The organism is Xanthomonas campestris pv. asclepiadis, assembly GCF_020784175.1.
Lineage (GTDB): Bacteria > Pseudomonadota > Gammaproteobacteria > Xanthomonadales > Xanthomonadaceae > Xanthomonas > Xanthomonas campestris_D.
The window spans coordinates 1-16,238 of sequence record NZ_JAJGQM010000071.1; the positions used below are offsets into that span (position 1 = coordinate 1).

Here is a 16,238-nt window from a genome sequence, read left to right on the forward strand (position 1 = left end):
CGCCCGCCGAGTTCCGTGATCAACATCAACCGCAGACCTCTAGTTTTGGCTGGCATTGAATTAGGGGGAGTCGACAAGGGCAGATAGTCGGTCAGCATCTCGCCGACCTGCACGCGGCATCGCGCGTTGACCAGATTCACCTCGGCGATGGTGCCGAGGCGAATGGCGTTACTCAGTGCGGAGGATGCGTTGCCCATGCAGCCATGGTCAGTGGCGGCAACGTCTTGCGCACTGCAATTGGTGCGTAAAGCACTTGGCTACACGGCGGCTGCATCGGGCGTGCTGGGTTGAACCGACCAGGCCTGTCCACCTTCATCCCACACCAGCGTGCCGTCAACGGAAATCGGTGGCGCAACCGTGGTCAGTTGCCCTGGCAACGCGACGCCAGCGGCAAGGCGCGGGGCGATCGTACCGGTGGACTTCTCCCAGACCAGCGCCGTGCTGTAGTCCGGATCCGCACGCCAACTCGCGCGTGCATCGTCCCACACGTTGCGGCGGTAGTCGCTGGGAAGAAATGCGATCGGCTGCGAAGTGGTGTAACCCTGTGGGAGTGCATCGCCCAATGCAAGCGTGTTGGCGACTGGCGTGGCGGTGTCGGTGCTGTAGAGCATCACGCCGCGATAGTCCGGCACCAACTCCCAAGCGCCAGACGTTGGCGACAGGCGATGCCGCTGATACAGCCCAGCAGGCGGTGCTGGCGCGATAGCAACCGTGTTGGGTGGCAGCGGGTAGCGCCCTTCCAGCTCGGAGAGATACACGGTCACCGGGCCGGTGTATTCACCGGTGGTAGCCTCGTAGGCGTAAGCGATGTTGGTGGGTGGCAATGGGTTGGTCATGCTCGGTCCTCAGTAAGCGATGCAATAGGTCATGCGCAGGCCGGCCGGCAGGTTGTCTGCGCCACCGTCGGCGTTCACGGTGATGGCATGGGTGTGCGCGCCGGCCCCACGATGATCCACGTCATGGGCGTGGTTGCCGCCTTCGCCGATGCCAATGCTGTGGCTGTGATTACCCGCGCCGTTCATACCGATGTTGTGGGTATGGTTGCCCGCGCCATCGGTGCCGAAGGAGTGTGCGTGGTTACCGGCGGCACCGGTCCAACCGTCCGAGGGCGATGCATCGTTATCGCGCTCGCGGTAAACGCCGTAACCATTGATCGGGCTGGATGGTATGACGCCGGGGTGTTGGTGATCGCCGGAGGCGCTGGTACTGCCGCTATGCCCATGCCAGCCCTGCGTGTCAGTCCATGCACCATGAGCATGGTCGCCGGAGGCACTCGCACTCGCACCGTGGGAATGGTTGCCGGCGCCATAGAGGGCGATGTAGTGCGCGTGGTCGCCCACAGCAGCTGCACTGGCACCATGCGCGTGGGAGATGACCTGGCCGGCGCCATACGAACCGACCGAGGTCGCGACGCTGGTATGCGTGATGACGGTGCCGTCCTTGATCCTGGGCACGTTGAAGGTGGTGCTGCCGTCGCCTGCGCCGTAGACCGTGCCAATGGCGGCGAACAGCGCCGCATACTTCACGCGCGAGATCGCCGCGCCATCGCAGACGAGCAGACCGGTCGGCGGATAGAGCGAGGCCATGACCACGATCTGGCCCGGCAGCAAGAACGAGCTTGGCACGTTCTGCAGATTGCGGAAGTCGCGATACCACGCGCCCTCCTGTCCATCCAGAAAATCGGCATCCAAGCCATTGCCCGGACCAACATGAAACGTCGACGCTGAGCGAAGGCCGAGCATGTTGCGCGCTGCTGCCGCAGTCGGCCGGGACAACAGCCCTTTGATGAAGTCAGTCGGCGCAGCATCGCCCAGGCGCGCGTTCAACACAGCAATCAGGTTGGCCGGCGACAACGCTCGCTCTTTGTCGAGTCCTTCGATCGCTTGAGCATCAGTAGCCAGACGCACCACACCCGGTACATCCACCGTCGCCGCAGGATCGGTGAAGTTGGTGTCTCCGAAGGTGATCTGCGCGGTGTCCACGTCGGCCAGCACCACGTCGATCGCCAGCAGCACCGAGGCGGCGCCAGACTTCTCCACCAGCAATGCCGGCTGGCCGTAAGCGGCAAACAGGGTGCCATCTGCCAGATACAGGCCGAATCCATAGCAGCTATAGACGGCGGTGGATTCATCGCGCACGGACACGTGCATCGTGTCCTTGGCCGTGACCGCTCCGCCGATGGTGGTCAGGCGCTTGATTTCTGACGGTAGCGCTTTGAGCTCGGCGTTGGCCTGAAACGCCGCGCCGGCCAGCCCGACAGCGGCAATGGTCACCGCCTGTGTGCCGGTCTGCTTGGGATCGACCAGGGCCTGGCGGCCGGCGGTGGTGATCTTGAGTTTAAGTCCGGGCATGTGTGCTCTCTAGCTTGCCTCGCCCTGCAGGCGCAGGAACAAGGTGGTCCTGCCGCGCGCCACGACGTTGAGTCGGGCCTCGGCCTGAAATCCTTGGGTGAAGTTGAAGTGCGAGCGCACGGGTTTGGTGCGCTCGACCTCTGCGATGACTTCCTCGACGAACCGTGCGCTGGCGCTCTGCCCATCGGCACCGGTCAGCGTCAGCGCCAACTCGAAGGTGTGCGGCTGGCCGCGCGGCTCCTGCTGCCACCACTCGCGGATGGCCACCGCACCGCCAAACGACTCAACCACCATGCGGACGCTGTTGGCAGTGCCCTTGCGGCGCTGAATTGCCATGGCGCTACGCAAGCGCGAGCGCTTGACCGCATCGCTCCAGTCGGCTTTCCAGTCGTCCACCGATAGCGTCCACGCCAGCCACGGCAGATGACCGGCCGGGCATGTGTCCGGATTCCACAGATCCGGGTACGGCAGCGGGATCGCTTCCAGGCGAGCGGTGACCGCCGCCAGGGCGCGCTCCATCGGCGTGGCGTTGGGCGGCAGCGGGGAGTTACTCATCGATGCCGGCGTGCACGATGTCGATCGAGGTGCAGTACGCAGCCTGGGTGCGGCTGATCCGGATGTCAGCGGCAGGCGAGTCCAGCTCAACACGCTGCACGCCATCGACAAACAACTTGGCCTTGATGGCGGACTCGGGGACGTCGCGGCCGATGCGGTGGGCCTCGGCGAGATAGGCCAGCAGGCTGCGCATCGCCTCGCGCATGACCACCGCCGAGTCCGGGCCAGCATAGGTGTAGACGCGCCCACGAATGGCGTACAGGACGATCTCGGCGCTCTGGACCGCCACCTCGTCTGTCAAAGGGCGTACGTCGGCATCCGTCAGGACGGCGGCTACCTCATCGAGCAGTTCCTGCGGCGCGGTGCCATCGCCGGTGCGCGATTGCACGGTGACCAGCACTTGCCCAGGCGCGGGGCTGGTGGCGCTGGCGTCCATAACATCGGCCGACGCGCTGAGCGCGTGATAGATGTACGCGCCCTCGGGGCCGGCAACGCTGAAGCCCTCCGGCGCCAGCTGGATGCGGCGGCGGAAGTCCACGTCCGACTCAAGGGTCGGTGCAATGCCGTTCTCCGGCAGCCCTGGATCGAGCACCAGGCGCGCGACGCCAAACAATGCGCCCAGGTGATCGAGGTTGGTGCCGGTGGCGAAGGCCAGCATGGTCTGCTGCGCCTTGTCGTTGGCGCGCTGGCGGATCAGCAGCTCGCGGGCCGCGAACAGCTGCAGGAGCTTGTAGACCGGATCCGCTTCGGTGAGCGCGGAGAACTCCGGCATGAGCCGGCGGAACTGGGCGAGGGCCTCAGCGAAGATCGTCTCAAAGTCCAGCGCTTCGATCAGATCTGGTGCTTCAAGTTTGGACAGGTCTACAGCAGTGAAGGAGGCCATTAGATTATTGCGTCGAACGGTACGCAATGATCTCGTGCCACCTGGGGAAATCTGCAGGCAGCGACTTGTTGGCTCTCGTTCTACAAAAAATTGATGGCTGCTCTCAAATCGCAAGCAGCAACAAATTTTCGCATATTTGATGCAACTGAGTTGCGCGACCTGAGAGAATTTTTGTCCACATGGGAGCAGTCATGAAAAATAAAATTTTACTAGGATTTAGTGCCGCGGCAGTCGGTTTGCTCTTTTCTTCGGCCGCATTTGCAGACATCGGCACAATTAGTTTTTATGGAAATAACGCCCGTCGTGCCGCAGACCTTGTCCAGGGTTGCAATGTACCGGAAGATCAAGTCAGCGGGCGAAACTACCAAGTAGTGACGGTTTCGGATGGCCTATGGGATAACGGTGCTTCTTGTGGGAGGCGCTATCGCATGCGCTGTATTTCTACGCCAGTTAAGCGTTCCTGTACTGCCAGTAAAATTGACGTAATCGTTGTTGGCCGTTGCCCCAATGGCAAGTGCACTGTTGGCGGGAAGGATGTAACTATGAAAATTGCATTCAACCGATATCCGTTATTGGTTCAAGCAAGAACAGCACCCTGGGCAAATATCGAATTTATTCAAATATAAATATAAATATAAATATAAATATAAATATAAAATAATTAAAAATTATATTAAAATGGGCCGCAGATGTAATATGCGACTGCGGTGCCACCGCAGCATTTTGCTGGAGCGCCCTCAACGGGCGCACCAGTCGGGGGGCGTCCTCGTAACGTCTGAGCAACCCCGGCCTAGCCTAAGTGGTTCAAGAGTTGGTCTCGGATGAGGTGCCGGTCTTGCTCAGTGAGTCCCAATAGCACGCGCCTCTCGTAACGTGCCCTTGGACCACCAGGTCGTACGCTTTCGCTTAAGCCTTCTTGGTGCGCGCGCGCGATTCGTGACACGCGCCCCATAAATCCCACGCTCACCTGGTTAGGGCTGGCGCTGACCTTGAAGTACTTGGCTTGCCGCAGCTTGGCGAACATCTTCTTGCGCTTGACTCTGCCCGCCTTGTCCCGCAGTTGTTCCTTGCGCGGCGCATACGGTGTGCCATCGGGCGCCTGCTGCTTGCCGATGCGCTGGCTCTGCGAGCGCCTCAGTTCGGTTCCGATCTTGCGGGCCAGCGTGCGGCGTTCGCCTGGCTGCAAGCGGGCCAGCAACGGCGCGGCCCAATTCTCCAGCGCGGTCAGCTCATCCATGGATCGATCACGGGTTCGGGCGCATGGGCCATGTCATAACCGCCGCCATCTTTCGCCGTCACGACCACGCGTTCGGTCAGCGGCAGCTTGATCGACAGATCCACCGCATCGTTGGCGAGGATGTCGGCCTCGAAGGCGATCTCGCCGCGCCGTGCCGTGTTGGAGAGCAGTTCCGACTGATTGACCTGCACCCATTCCAGTAGCGGCAGCATCACGCTGTCGGGGTGGCCGGCGTAGTCGGTCACGATCAGGTTGAGCGTGTACTGGTACTCGAACGACAGCCCCGGCTGGAACGTGCTGACCAGGCTGCCGGCGTCGATAAACACCAGCAGCCGGTCGGCATCGCGTGCCAGGTCCGGCAATGCCGCGACCAGATGCGCGCGCAGGCTGGCGGGCTTGATCATGGCGCCGGCTCCGGTGCGTGCAGGTCGATCCAGTCCTGCAGTGCGCTCAGCTGCGCGGCGGTGGCGTGGCAGCTGGTGTAGTTGTCGGTGACGGTGCCAGCGATGGCAGAGAGCGTAATGCCGGGGGCCGGCGCATCAGGATCTCCGGTGGGCGGCCCGGCAGGGTTGCCCGTGGCGGCGGCGTCATGCAGCCGCACAAAGCCAGCAGGGATAGCGCAAGCAGCATCGGCTTTCTGGGTGACATAGATGGGGATCTCGCGGGTGATGGTGGCGCCGGCTTCGCGCACGATCTGCACGCGGTCGACGTACTGCGTCACAACGGTGGTGGAGCCTTTGGCGCTGTCGCGTTCCGCCTCGGCCCGGCGCTTGGCCTGCAGCGCGGCATCGCGCTCTGTCTGCGCGGCGCTGACGCGCCGCTCCTGCCACACGCAGCCACCGACGAGCACCGCAATTAGCGCCAGCAGGATGATCAGGCGCGTGACCATCAGCTCACGCCCAGGATCTGCAGGGCGCGCTGCGTGCGCGTGACGCGATCGCTATGGCCTTCGGGCAAGCGCTTGGCGCGCACGTTGCCCAGGTTGATCTTGCGGCCCAGGCCCAGCACATCGCCGGCATCGGCCAGGACATTCAGCCCGTTGTCTTGCCAGTACGCCGCCGCACCCAATGCGCTTGGCTCGATCTGCAGCAGCAGGTCGGGCTGCTCTTCGACCGGCAAGCCGATCAGCACACCGATACGGCGGTAGTTGCCCCGGAAGGTGTGTTGCATCGGACCACGGCCCCGGTGGCGATAGCCATCGCCGCTGGCTTCGTTGCCGTTGCCCAGGCGGTCGGCGTAGACGAAGTTGGCCAGGCCCACCGGATTGCGCAGGAACTTGGGTGCCTGTGCCGGCGTGATGCGTGCACCGAACACTTCCAACAGCCGTGCGCTGGTGGTGTACGTCAGCCCTTCTTCCATGCGCGACAGGCTCAGGCTTTCGTGGCCGACCTGGCCGAGCCAATGCGCGGCGCGGCGCTTGGTGGTGATGCCAAAGCGGTTGGCGGCGGCAATCAGTGGGCCGTGCCAGCGCTGTGCGCGTTGGGCCGAGCACTGCATGATCGAGGCGAGCTGGGTATCGGTGAACATCAATCGACCTTCAGGATGCGCGCCACATTGCCCTGGGCGCGGTAGGTGAGCACCGCCAGCACGATCAACGTGCCCAGGTGCCAGAGACTGACTTGCGAGCCGGCACCCGCCAGCAGGATGTGCAGCGCCTGGCCGCCAGTGCTGGCGATCAGCAACCACGCGCACCAGCCCGCGCCGCGTCGGTGACGCGCATCGACGGGGCGGTGGTAGGTAAGCAGGCGGACGCAGATGGCGAGCGAGGCCATCAACGTCAGGACGGTGACCAGGCTATGCACTGGGCGGACCTCCACGACGTAGGAAGGAAAAGTCGAAGGACTTGCTCTTTTCGATCAGGCCCAGCGTGACGGTGATCGCGCACGCCGCGCTGGCGAAGGCGGCCACGCCGCTGGACTTGATCGGCAACCAGCGCAAGATTTCCGGCGCCAGCTGGTAGCCGGCGATCACGCTCACCGGGAAATAGATCAATCGCGCCAGCAGCGGTTGCTTGGCGGCGGACACCACGAACAGCGCGCCGCCGGCGAAGGCGCCGATCAAGGCATCGCCGTCGATGCCAGGCAGCACGGAGGCAAGGCCCACACCGGTGGCGATCAAAAAGCCGCTCGATACGGAGGTGGGTTCGGTCATCAGATCAGTCCCATAGCTGCACAAGCGGCGTCATCGCCGCTGTAGTGGTGGTTACCTCGGGCAACTCCACTGGCGTGCCATGCGGCAGCACGGCGCCCAGTTCGGCCAGGCCGGGATTGAGGAGATAGGTGCGCTCGACCAGGCCAGCCGTGCTGCCCAGGTGGCGCCAGCACAGCAGGTCGACGGTGTCGCCTTGCATGGCGTGCACGCGCATCAGATGAGCTCCACCGTGCTGCGCGGCAGGTTCTGCAGATCGCGCACGGCCCAGCGTTGGTCGCGGCGCAGTTCGGTGATGCTCGGCGACAGGTCGTCTGCGCGCTGGTTGGCACTGTCGGTGGCGTCGAAGCTGCGGTAACGCTCTGCCACCTCGACGGCAGTGGCACACGCGACGGCGCGCAGGTACAGCTGTACGCGGCGCGAGACGCCATCGACGGTGGTGCTGGGCACGTCAGCCAACGCGACGTAGCCGGCCGCCTGCTGCGTCTGCGCCCAGGCATCCAGCTCATCGTTCACCGCGAGCATCGCTGCGACGATGGCGTGGCGCAGACGCGCATCAGTGACGGTGCCATCCAGTCGCATGCTCGCGCGCACGGCACCCGGTGCGATCGCCGGCCAAAACGGCGCATTGGCGATCGCATCGAGCGTGGCGCTGGTCGTCCCGGTGGCAGTGAATCCGCTCATGGATGGCTCGGAATAGATCGCCGGTGGTCGGGGCGTCACCTCAGCGATGCATTGCTGTGGATCGGCGCCGAGCCGGCGAGGGTTGCGGGGACGCTCGGTTATGCGCTGTCGCCTGCAGGCTCAGCGCTGAACTTCTTCAGGAGGCGCTCGGCGCGCTCCAGATCCTTCTTGCCGCCGCAGCTGCCGTGCAGTGCAATGGCGCGCTGCAAGTCGGCAACAGCGGCGGCGGCGATGGGCTGCGCCTGGTCGGCAGGCGTCTCATCGGTGATGCCTGCCAGCGATGCGCGGGCCAGTGCCAGGTGCAGCTTGGCGCGCACCTCATCGGGCATGTCCTGCTCGGCAGTCAGCGCGGCTGTGTCGGCCAACACAACCGCATCGAACGCCTGGCCGGTCTTCTGCGCCGACAATGCCGCCTCGGCAATTTCCTCGGCCAGCACGCAGCCCACCGTGCGCGAGAAGCGGTCCGGCATCTGCAGGCCATGCTTGAGCACATAGGCGCCCAGCTCCAGCGCGCCGGCATAGTCGCCGGCATCAATGCGCCACACCATGCACGTCATGACGACCTCGTCCTGCGCGCCCTGGCCGCCGGCCAGCACGCCGGCCAGATACGGCACGTAGGTCGGCAGCAGCTGCACCTTGAGTGCGGCCTTGCCCTGGGTGGACTGGATCTGTTTCAGCCGCAGGCGATCGCTCTGCAGCTGCGCCATGTGCTGCTCGTAAGCCGTTGCACCAGCCATCAGCTGGTGCGGTGCGCGTTGGGCGGCTTCCAGCTCGGCGAGCACGCGGCTGTGGTGACGCTTGGCGGGACTGTCGGCCATGGTTTAGGCCTCGATCTCGATGTGCTCGACCACGCAGCCCAGGCCGTAGTCTTCGACCACGTAGGCATCGTTGGAGGACTCGTAGTTCTCGATGCGATCGCGCGCGGGCACTTCCTGGATGTAACGGCGACGGCCGCCGGTCTGGTAGTAGATCGACAGGTTCGCCAGCGAGGTGACCATCAACGCACCGTCCGGCAGGTACGGCACCTCGGCGACCTGCAGGCCGCCGACGCGGCGCTGGCTCAAGATCAAATCGGTGGCGATCTTCTCGCTGGCCGGCTGATCCTTGTTGATCATCGGGAAATACTTGTCGTGCATCAGGTCGCGGCCGAGTACTACCACCAGGCTCGGATCCTTGCGATGCCACGGGTCCAGCAGGTTGCTCACCACGTCGTACACCAGCGCGTCGAGGTTGCGGTAGTCCGCACCATCGCCGGCGCCGATGACCATCTTGTCGGCCGTCTTGCCGCTGCCCAGCACGCGCTGGGCAGCGTTGGTGCGGTACTGCTGCAGCCAGCCGATGTTGACGTCTTCCAGCAGCGGGAACGTGTCGCGGTTGGTGTCAGCAGCGGCGTGCGTGCCGTTGAAGCCGATCTGCAGACGATCCAGCGCCTGACGCTTGACGATCGCATCGCGCAGGCGCGCCTGGAAGTCTGGGAACTTGGCCCAGGTATCGAGCAGCGCATACGGGATGGCGGTGTCGAAGTCGGTCTTCTTGGCGACGTACTCGTTCTTGTCGAGTGCGGCGACATTGCGTGGGGTGCGGGTCTTGCCGGCGCCAGTGTCGGTGCGGCTGGCGATGCTGCCAGTGACGCCGATGCCCACCTTCTGGCCGGACAGTTCGTCCACCGGGACGATGTTGATCTTGGACAGGAACTCGCTCGATTCCTGCATGCGCGTTTCCAGCTTCTGCTGCACGGTCGGATCGACAGCGAAGGAATGGAACGCGGAGGTGATGCCGTTGAGCTTGGCGATCTGCTCGGCGAACTGGTTGAATTGCAGGCGGGTGGCGTTTTGCATGGTGGCTCCGAAGGTGGGGCGCTGGCGGCGTGTGTGTGGTGTGCGAAAGGCGTAGGGATTAGCAGTCGGTCAACACAGCCGCGCCGCTGCCGGTGACCACCGGGCGCGCCGGCTGCGCGGGATCCGGCTGCTGCGACAGCGACTCGCGCAGCCGCGCCAGGTCGTTCGCCAGCTGCTCGTGCTTGGTCTTCTGCTCGGCGTGCTCGGCCTGCAGGCGGTTGAAGCGTTCGTCCTGACCGCGCACGTGTTCGGCGATCTCTTCGACGCCTTCGCCAAGCTCTGCGAACTGCGCGGCGGTGATGCTGGTGGCGTCCTCGCTCTTGAGGGCGGTGCGGATCCGGCTGAGCAGGTTGGCGACCGGGCCTTCGCTGACTTCGCTGAACTCCAGCGCGGTCTCCTCGGCGGCAGTGAACAGGTTGCCCGGTGACTGTTTGCGATCGGCCAGCGGATTGGCGTCGGGGTTCTGGCTGGCGAAGCTGAGCATGGAAGTGCCCAGGCTGGCCGGCGAATCGGTCACGGCCAGGCCGACCAGATAGGCCTGGCCGGTGTTGGCGAACTTCTCCTGCACCTCGATGCTGGTGTAGAGCTTCTGCTTGGACTTGTTGATGGTGATCAGGTCGGCGGTCGGCTCGATCTGGGCGAACAGCGCCAGGCGCTTGGTGCCGTCGATCTCCACCTCTTCCGCCTTGACCGCAGTGACATCGCCATACGCACGGAACGGCGAGTCCGGCAGCAGGCTGCGCATGTGCTCGATCCAGATGCGGGCGTTGTAGGTCTCGCGGTTGTAGGTGGCGGCCATGTCGTCGATCCAGCTGCGCTGAATCGTGCGGCCATCGGTGGTGGCGCCTTCGACGGCCACGCGGAACCAGTTGGAACGGAACTTCTTGGTCTTGCCCGACATGGGTGTCCTCTGCGCTGGATGCGTTTGCGATGACCCATGGTCAAACGCGACGCACAGCGCAGCAACGAAACCACCATGTAAACAAGGCGATTACGCGTCGTTCAACTGTCGAGATTAAGAGGTGAGCCGCACCCTGGTCGGCATGCAAAGCGTTGCCACCCAGCTCCCGATGGATACCCGCAGACAGGCCAAGTTCCTGTACTGGATGGGATGGCGCGTGACCGAAATTGCGCAGGCCATCGGCGAGAACGAGAAGACTGTACACAGCTGGAAGTCGCGTGACGAGTGGGATCGCGCAGATAACGTCGAGCGCATCGGCGGAGCACTGGAAGCACGCCTGGTCGTGCTGATCATGAAGCCGGAAAAATCCGGCGGCGACTTCAAGGAAATTGATCTGTTGCATCGGCAGTTGGAGCGCCAGGCGCGCATCCAACGCTACCAGGGCGGCGGCAACGAAGCCGACCTGAATCCGGCTGTGGCGAACCGCAACGCCGCGCCGAAGAAGAAGCCTAAGCGCAATGACTTCACCGAGGAACAGATCGAGCAACTGACCACCGCGTTCGTCGATGGCTGCTTCGACTATCAGCGCGATTGGTACCGGGCCAGCAACGAGCGTACCCGCATCATCCTCAAGTCGCGTCAGATCGGTGCCACGTTCTACTTCGCCCGCGAGGCGCTGATCGATGCGCTCACCACCGGGCGCAATCAGATCTTTCTCAGTGCATCGAAAGCGCAGGCGCATCTGTTCCGTGGCTACATGCAGCAGTTCGTGCGCGAGACGATCGACGAGACGCTCTCCGGCGGTGACAGCATCGTGTTTCCCAACGGCGCCGAGCTGTTCTTCCTGGGCACCAATGCACGCACCGCCCAGGGCTACCACGGCAATTTCTACTTCGACGAATTCTTCTGGACCTACGGGTTCAACGAATTGAACAAAGTCGCCAGCGGCATGGCGATGCACAAGAAGTGGCGCAAGACCTACTTCAGCACGCCATCGAGCATGGCCCATGAGGCCTACACGTTCTGGACCGGCGAGCGCCGTAACAAGGGCAAGCCGGCCGCGCAGCGGATCCAGATCGATGTCTCGCATGACGCGCTGGCCGGTGGGCGCCGCTGCCAGGACCGCGCCTGGCGACAGATCGTCAACATCCTCGACGCCCAGCGCCGTGGCTGCGACCTGTTCGATATCGACGAGCTGCGCGAGGAATACAGCCCAGACGCGTTCGCCAACCTGTTGATGTGCGAGTTCGTCGACGACGGCGCCAGCATCTTCCCGTTGGCGATGCTGCAGCCGTGCATGGTCGATAGCTGGGTCGAGTGGGGCCAGGACTACAAACCGTTCGCCGCGCGACCCTACGGCGATCGCGCGGTGTGGATCGGCTACGACCCGGCCGAGACGGGCGACACCGCCGGCCTGGTCGTGCTGGCGCCACCGCAGCAGCCCGGCGGCAAGTTCCGCATCCTCGAACGGCATCAGTTTCGTGGCATGGACTTTGCGGCACAGGCCAAGTTTATTCATGGCGTCACGCAACGGTACTGGGTGACCTATATCGGCATCGACACCACCGGCATGGGTAGCGGTGTGGCGCAGCTGGTGAAGCAGTTCTTCCCGAATCTGGTTACCTTCAGCTACTCGCCGGAAGTCAAAACGCGCTTGGTACTCAAGGCGTTCGATGTGATCCACAACGGCCGGCTGGAGTTCGACGCCGGCTGGATCGACATGGCGCAGTCGTTGATGGCCATCCGCAAGACCATGACGGCCAGCGGCCGGCAATCCACCTTCACCGCCGGCCGCTCGGAAGAGACCGGCCACGCGGACCTGGCGTGGGCACTGTTCCACGCGCTGCAGAACGAACCGCTGGAAGGGCGCACCGCGCGCAACTCCGGCTTCATGGAGATCTCTTGATGTTGACCGACCAGCTGCCCGCCACCGCGCCTGCAGCGCCCGCCCGCGCCGAGGCCTTTACCTTTGGCGACCCGACGCCGGTGCTCGATGGGCGCGGCGTGCTGGACTATCTGGAGTGCTGGCAGAACGGGCGCTGGTACGAGCCGCCGGTGGCCCTGGACGGCCTGTCCAAGACCACGCGCAGCAATCCGTTCTTGCAGTCCGGGCTGATCTTCAAGCGCAACATGCTGGCGCGGACTTTCAAGCCGCACCGGCTACTGACACGCGAAGCCTTCGAGCAGCTGTCGCTGGACTGGATCACGCTGGGCAATGGCTACCTTGAGCGGCGCCGCAACCGCATGGGCGGCGCGCTGTCCCTGACTGCGCCGTTATCAAAGTACATGCGGCGCGGTGTTGCGGAGGGCGAGTACTTCCAAGTGCGCACCTGGCACGACGAACACGTGTTCGAGCCGGGCAGCGTGTTCCAGCTACGCGAGGCCGATGTCGATCAGGAACTCTATGGGCTGCCCGAGTGGATGCCGGCCATGCAGTCGGCGCTGCTCAATGAGTCGGCCACGCTGTTCCGCCGCAAGTACTACAACAACGGCTCGCATGCCGGTTTCATCCTGTACCTGACCGACCCGCAGCAGAGCCAAGAAGACGTCGATGCGCTGCGCACTGCGATGAAGGGCGCCAAGGGGCCGGGCAACTTCCGCAATCTGTTCCTGTACTCGCCAGGCGGCAACAAGGACGGGCTAAAGCTGATCCCGGTCAGCGAGGTGGCGGCCAAGGACGAGTTCAGCGGCATCAAGGGCATTACCCGCGACGACATGCTGGCCGCGCTGCGGATCCCGCCGCAACTCATGGGCATCGTGCCGCAGAACGCCGGCGGCTTCGGCTCGATCCGCGAGGCCGCTGCCGTGTGGGCCGCCAACGAGCTGGAACCGCTGCAGGCGCGCATGCTGAAGATCAACGACTGGGTGGGCGATGAGGTGATCTCGTTCACCCCGTACGCGCCGCCCGCGGCCGCGTAATCCTTTCCCACCGCAAGACCACGCAATGCTCAAGAACCTCCGTTGTGGCGAATGCGCCCGCCTGCTGTGCAAGGCCGGCGCCTTCGATGAAATCCAGATCAAGTGCCCGCGTTGCGGCACGCTCAATCACCTGAAGGCCGAGAGCCTCACCTCCGATCGCCGCGAGCGAATCCAAGAAGGCTCTCACCATGAAAAACCAGCTCCTGCAGGGCGACGCCCTGACCATCCTGCCCACGCTCGAGGCCAATTCGTTCGACGCGCTGATCACTGATCCGCCGTATGCAAGCGGCGGCCTCACCGCTGCGGCACGGGCCAAGCCGCCATCGGCAAAGTACGTCCAGGGCGGTGGTGCGCAACTGCACGCCGACTTTGTTGGCGACGAGCGCGACCAACGCTCGCACCTGAAGTGGATGCATCTGTGGTTGTCCGAGTGCGCGCGCGTGCTCAAGGACGGCGCGCCGGTCCTGCTGTTCACCGACTGGCGGCAGCTGCCGCTGACCACTGACGCGCTGCAGATCGCAGGCTTCACCTGGCGCGGCATCACAGTCTGGGACAAGACCGAGGGCGTGCGGCCCCAGCTGGGCCGCTTCCGCAACCAAGCCGAATACATCGTGTGGGGTAGCAAGGGCAACATGTCGCTGGATCGCCGTGCGCCTATCCTGCCCGGCGTCATCCGTGAGTCCGTGCGCAAGGCCGACAAGCATCACCTGACCGGTAAGCCCACCGAATTGATGCGACAGCTGGTGCGGATCTGCGAGGCAGGCGGGCGCGTGCTTGATCCGTTCGCTGGTAGCGGAACCACGTTGGTGGCTGCGCAGCTGGAAGGATTCGAGGCGGTTGGCATCGAGATGACGGATCAGTACACCGCTGTTACCCGTGACCGGCTGACAGCGCTGTAACTCCCAGCTCACGCATTCACCGCAAGCCGCCTCATCCGGGCGGCTTATGCGCGTCAATGGTGATCATTTGATTTCTCGCAAGAATTTCTACACCATCGTTGAATGAGGAATACAAGGACTATTAGGTGAGCGCCCAGATAACTGAGTTTAAAATAGGCAAGGCTTACACCACTCAAGAAGTCCATTTTACCGGTGGACTTCGCGCGTTTGACACTCAGGAGGGTTGGAGCGTTTTTCCTCTGCCTGTCTTAAATAAGTGTGCTTCAATTATATTCAAAAGCCCTGCAGCTAATCTAAAATTTGTCACGCAGTGTGGTGCGCGAATGGTTGGAATGTGTGCCAAGTATCGGAATAGTCCAGATGCTGAGCGAATTCAAATGGAGGTTTTTGAGTTTTGCGCGCGAGATATTAAAAGTAGGCTTTCAGCCGCAGAAACTTGGGAGGCGGTATCATTTCAAGCCGGTCAAGCGGGGGATGAGGAATATTCGAATTTGGCTGAATTTATATGTAGACACTTGAAAGCCGCCGGGACAAGCCTTAAAAATATTTCCGACAGTTACCATGATCAATTGCAATGGGCAATTGAAGACGGAGCGAAGGTGGGTAAGTGGTTTTCCAATGCTCAATTAAATAATATATATCCTAATTTTCATTCGTTAGCTGCAGAGCTTTGCAGTGCCCGTGATCATTTGGCAAGGGTGGCTGCAATTCATGTGGGAGCAAAATCCAATGTGAACGACATGATGCGCTTAGAGAGTTGGCTGAATAGTTCAACTAATGCGGGGGCTAGAGAAAATCCATTAGTTGCTTTGCTGTTGGCTGAAATGGGCACCAAGGATAATCCTGGATGGCTTCGTCTCCTGGGTCTGGTGAGGAACAAAATGTTGCACTCAATGCCGATGGCTGGCGATCCTGATTATTCATCAATCACCTTGGATGAGGTTTCTACTGTTCACGGCCCTGTCAGAACAATTCGGATCGGCCGCCCCCCTTCAAGCTCTAGCAGCGAAAATTTTAAGGGGGATCCGTTGATTGAGTTTAGTGAGCTATGTCTAAAATTAGAGAATTTATTCAGAGCTGCTTGGAGGCTTGCTAAATATCCTGCTGAGCTTCCCCGTCTTTCGCTATGACAGCGATTTATGCGATTATTTAATGGCGCCCCTCGCAGCTACTGCAGTATAGGTCACCTATCGGCGGGGACTAGCCTTCGCGTGCCGGTCAACCGAATTGGCTATTGCTCGACAGATTGACGCAATTCGATAACTCTGTACTGCCCGCGATCACCATAGCGCGGCCCTTTCTTGTCGATCTCGGCGCATAGGCTGTCCTTGCCACAGGCAACGAGATTGGCACGAGCAACACGATCCAAAAAGGTGATTTCCGCTCGGAGTTGGGCGGCTTCAGCGACAGCCGCTTTTGTGCTGTAGAGCGCGTAGCCGGCGACGACCACGCTGATTACACCCGCCACCAGCAAGGCAATTGATGCGATCCACATGCGCCGCGTTGTCGTTGTTTCCAGGGAGTGCTGTGCGTGCGCGTAACGCTGGGTCGCCTGCTGGACCGTCTGCTCCGCAGTTGCCATCTTCTTGTTGAATCGCTCGGCCGCCGGTTCCAACGTTTGCGTCAGCGCCTGATTGCTCAATTGCGTTAGCCGGGGAAGTGCGCTTTCCACCACGCGATTGACGCGCTGATCGGCACTGTTGACGGCGCTCTGCAGAAGCTGCAGCTGCTCCCGGACCAGATCGTCCTGTCGACTCCCCGTAAAATTGGTCCATCCATAGTTAGAGGTCCCCGGGCACACTAGCCACCAAGGAGACCAACGA

At 62.6% G+C, this 16,238-nt stretch carries 22 protein-coding genes and 1 pseudogene; 6 read left to right on the forward strand and 17 right to left on the reverse strand.

From position 1 onward, the window contains the following. The 5 genes and pseudogenes from LL972_RS20420 to LL972_RS20440 all read right to left on the reverse strand — a co-directional run. Positions 1-197 (reverse strand): annotated as a pseudogene (locus LL972_RS20420) (hypothetical protein); the annotation flags it as partial. A gap of 60 nt (positions 198-257) precedes the next feature. After that, positions 258-836 (reverse strand): phage tail protein, encoded by a 579-nt coding sequence (locus LL972_RS20425; protein ID WP_228329148.1) that lies wholly within the window; start codon positions 834-836, stop codon positions 258-260. A 9-nt stretch (positions 837-845) separates the two neighbouring features. Continuing rightward, on the reverse strand, positions 846-2,273 hold the full coding sequence (locus LL972_RS20430; RefSeq protein WP_228329149.1) for a phage tail protein: 1,428 nt from the start codon (positions 2,271-2,273) through the stop codon (positions 846-848). 87 nt (positions 2,274-2,360) lie between these two features. Next, on the reverse strand, positions 2,361-2,906 hold the full coding sequence (locus LL972_RS20435; RefSeq protein ID WP_228329150.1) for a phage tail protein I: 546 nt from the start codon (positions 2,904-2,906) through the stop codon (positions 2,361-2,363). Then, positions 2,899-3,789, reverse strand: a complete 891-nt coding sequence (locus LL972_RS20440) for a baseplate assembly protein (protein ID WP_228329151.1) — start codon at positions 3,787-3,789, stop codon at positions 2,899-2,901. The genes LL972_RS20435 and LL972_RS20440 overlap by 8 nt, the downstream gene beginning before the upstream one ends. Positions 3,790-3,980: 191 nt before the next feature. Here LL972_RS20440 and LL972_RS20445 point away from each other — a divergent pair, with 191 nt between their 5' ends. Next, positions 3,981-4,415 (forward strand): hypothetical protein, encoded by a 435-nt coding sequence (locus LL972_RS20445; RefSeq protein ID WP_228329152.1) that lies wholly within the window; start codon positions 3,981-3,983, stop codon positions 4,413-4,415. A 164-nt stretch (positions 4,416-4,579) separates the two neighbouring features. Here LL972_RS20445 and LL972_RS20450 read toward each other — a convergent pair whose 3' ends face one another. From LL972_RS20450 to LL972_RS20500, 11 genes are all read right to left on the reverse strand, one after another. Continuing rightward, entirely contained in the window at positions 4,580-5,026 is a 447-nt protein-coding gene (locus tag LL972_RS20450; RefSeq protein WP_228329153.1) for a phage virion morphogenesis protein, read from the reverse strand. Beyond that, positions 5,014-5,430 (reverse strand): phage tail protein, encoded by a 417-nt coding sequence (locus tag LL972_RS20455; RefSeq protein ID WP_228329154.1) that lies wholly within the window; start codon positions 5,428-5,430, stop codon positions 5,014-5,016. The genes LL972_RS20450 and LL972_RS20455 overlap by 13 nt, the downstream gene beginning before the upstream one ends. After that, the gene (locus LL972_RS20460) at positions 5,427-5,915 is read right to left on the reverse strand and encodes a hypothetical protein (RefSeq protein ID WP_228329155.1); all 489 of its coding nucleotides are present in this window, start codon (positions 5,913-5,915) and stop codon (positions 5,427-5,429) included. Before LL972_RS20460 ends, LL972_RS20455 begins: the two co-directional genes overlap by 4 nt. After that, on the reverse strand, positions 5,915-6,553 hold the full coding sequence (locus LL972_RS20465; RefSeq protein ID WP_228329156.1) for a glycoside hydrolase family 19 protein: 639 nt from the start codon (positions 6,551-6,553) through the stop codon (positions 5,915-5,917). Before LL972_RS20465 ends, LL972_RS20460 begins: the two co-directional genes overlap by 1 nt. Next, a complete protein-coding gene (locus LL972_RS20470) occupies positions 6,553-6,828 on the reverse strand; it encodes a phage holin family protein (protein ID WP_005922189.1) in 276 nt (91 codons plus the stop codon). The genes LL972_RS20465 and LL972_RS20470 overlap by 1 nt, the downstream gene beginning before the upstream one ends. After that, positions 6,821-7,177, reverse strand: a complete 357-nt coding sequence (locus LL972_RS20475; RefSeq protein WP_005929454.1) for a phage holin family protein — start codon at positions 7,175-7,177, stop codon at positions 6,821-6,823. The genes LL972_RS20470 and LL972_RS20475 overlap by 8 nt, the downstream gene beginning before the upstream one ends. A 4-nt stretch (positions 7,178-7,181) precedes the next feature. Continuing rightward, positions 7,182-7,391, reverse strand: coding sequence for a tail protein X (locus tag LL972_RS20480; RefSeq protein WP_005917735.1), 210 nt, complete (start codon positions 7,389-7,391; stop codon positions 7,182-7,184). Next, positions 7,391-7,858 carry a head completion/stabilization protein gene (locus tag LL972_RS20485; RefSeq protein ID WP_228329157.1) on the reverse strand — a complete coding sequence of 156 codons (468 nt, stop codon included), beginning with the start codon at positions 7,856-7,858 and terminating at the stop codon, positions 7,391-7,393. Before LL972_RS20485 ends, LL972_RS20480 begins: the two co-directional genes overlap by 1 nt. Positions 7,859-7,956: 98 nt before the next feature. Next, entirely contained in the window at positions 7,957-8,676 is a 720-nt protein-coding gene (gpM, locus tag LL972_RS20490; RefSeq protein ID WP_228329158.1) for a phage terminase small subunit, read from the reverse strand. Positions 8,677-8,679: 3 nt separating this feature from the next. After that, a complete protein-coding gene (locus LL972_RS20495) occupies positions 8,680-9,696 on the reverse strand; it encodes a phage major capsid protein, P2 family (protein ID WP_228329159.1) in 1,017 nt (338 codons plus the stop codon). A 58-nt stretch (positions 9,697-9,754) separates the two neighbouring features. Further along, positions 9,755-10,597 carry a GPO family capsid scaffolding protein gene (locus tag LL972_RS20500; RefSeq protein WP_228329160.1) on the reverse strand — a complete coding sequence of 281 codons (843 nt, stop codon included), beginning with the start codon at positions 10,595-10,597 and terminating at the stop codon, positions 9,755-9,757. Between the two features lie 142 nt (positions 10,598-10,739). Between LL972_RS20500 and LL972_RS20505 the strand changes: the two genes are divergently transcribed. The 5 genes from LL972_RS20505 (at position 10,740) to LL972_RS20525 (ending at position 15,545) form a co-directional block, all read left to right on the forward strand. After that, positions 10,740-12,503: a terminase ATPase subunit family protein gene (locus tag LL972_RS20505; protein ID WP_228329165.1), complete on the forward strand. Its 1,764-nt coding sequence runs from the start codon at positions 10,740-10,742 to the stop codon at positions 12,501-12,503. Next, a complete protein-coding gene (locus LL972_RS20510) occupies positions 12,503-13,516 on the forward strand; it encodes a phage portal protein (RefSeq protein WP_228329161.1) in 1,014 nt (337 codons plus the stop codon). Before LL972_RS20505 ends, LL972_RS20510 begins: the two co-directional genes overlap by 1 nt. Positions 13,517-13,541: 25 nt before the next feature. Next, positions 13,542-13,787, forward strand: a complete 246-nt coding sequence (locus LL972_RS20515) for a Com family DNA-binding transcriptional regulator (protein ID WP_228329162.1) — start codon at positions 13,542-13,544, stop codon at positions 13,785-13,787. After that, entirely contained in the window at positions 13,705-14,415 is a 711-nt protein-coding gene (locus LL972_RS20520) for a DNA-methyltransferase (protein ID WP_228329163.1), read from the forward strand. Before LL972_RS20515 ends, LL972_RS20520 begins: the two co-directional genes overlap by 83 nt. Positions 14,416-14,540: 125 nt before the next feature. Beyond that, the gene (locus LL972_RS20525; protein WP_228329164.1) at positions 14,541-15,545 is read left to right on the forward strand and encodes a hypothetical protein; all 1,005 of its coding nucleotides are present in this window, start codon (positions 14,541-14,543) and stop codon (positions 15,543-15,545) included. Positions 15,546-15,646: 101 nt separating this feature from the next. On the opposite strand, the gene LL972_RS20530 is transcribed toward LL972_RS20525, so the two are convergent. Next, positions 15,647-16,216 (reverse strand): hypothetical protein, encoded by a 570-nt coding sequence (locus LL972_RS20530; protein ID WP_228329166.1) that lies wholly within the window; start codon positions 16,214-16,216, stop codon positions 15,647-15,649. Positions 16,217-16,238 lie beyond the last annotated feature (22 nt).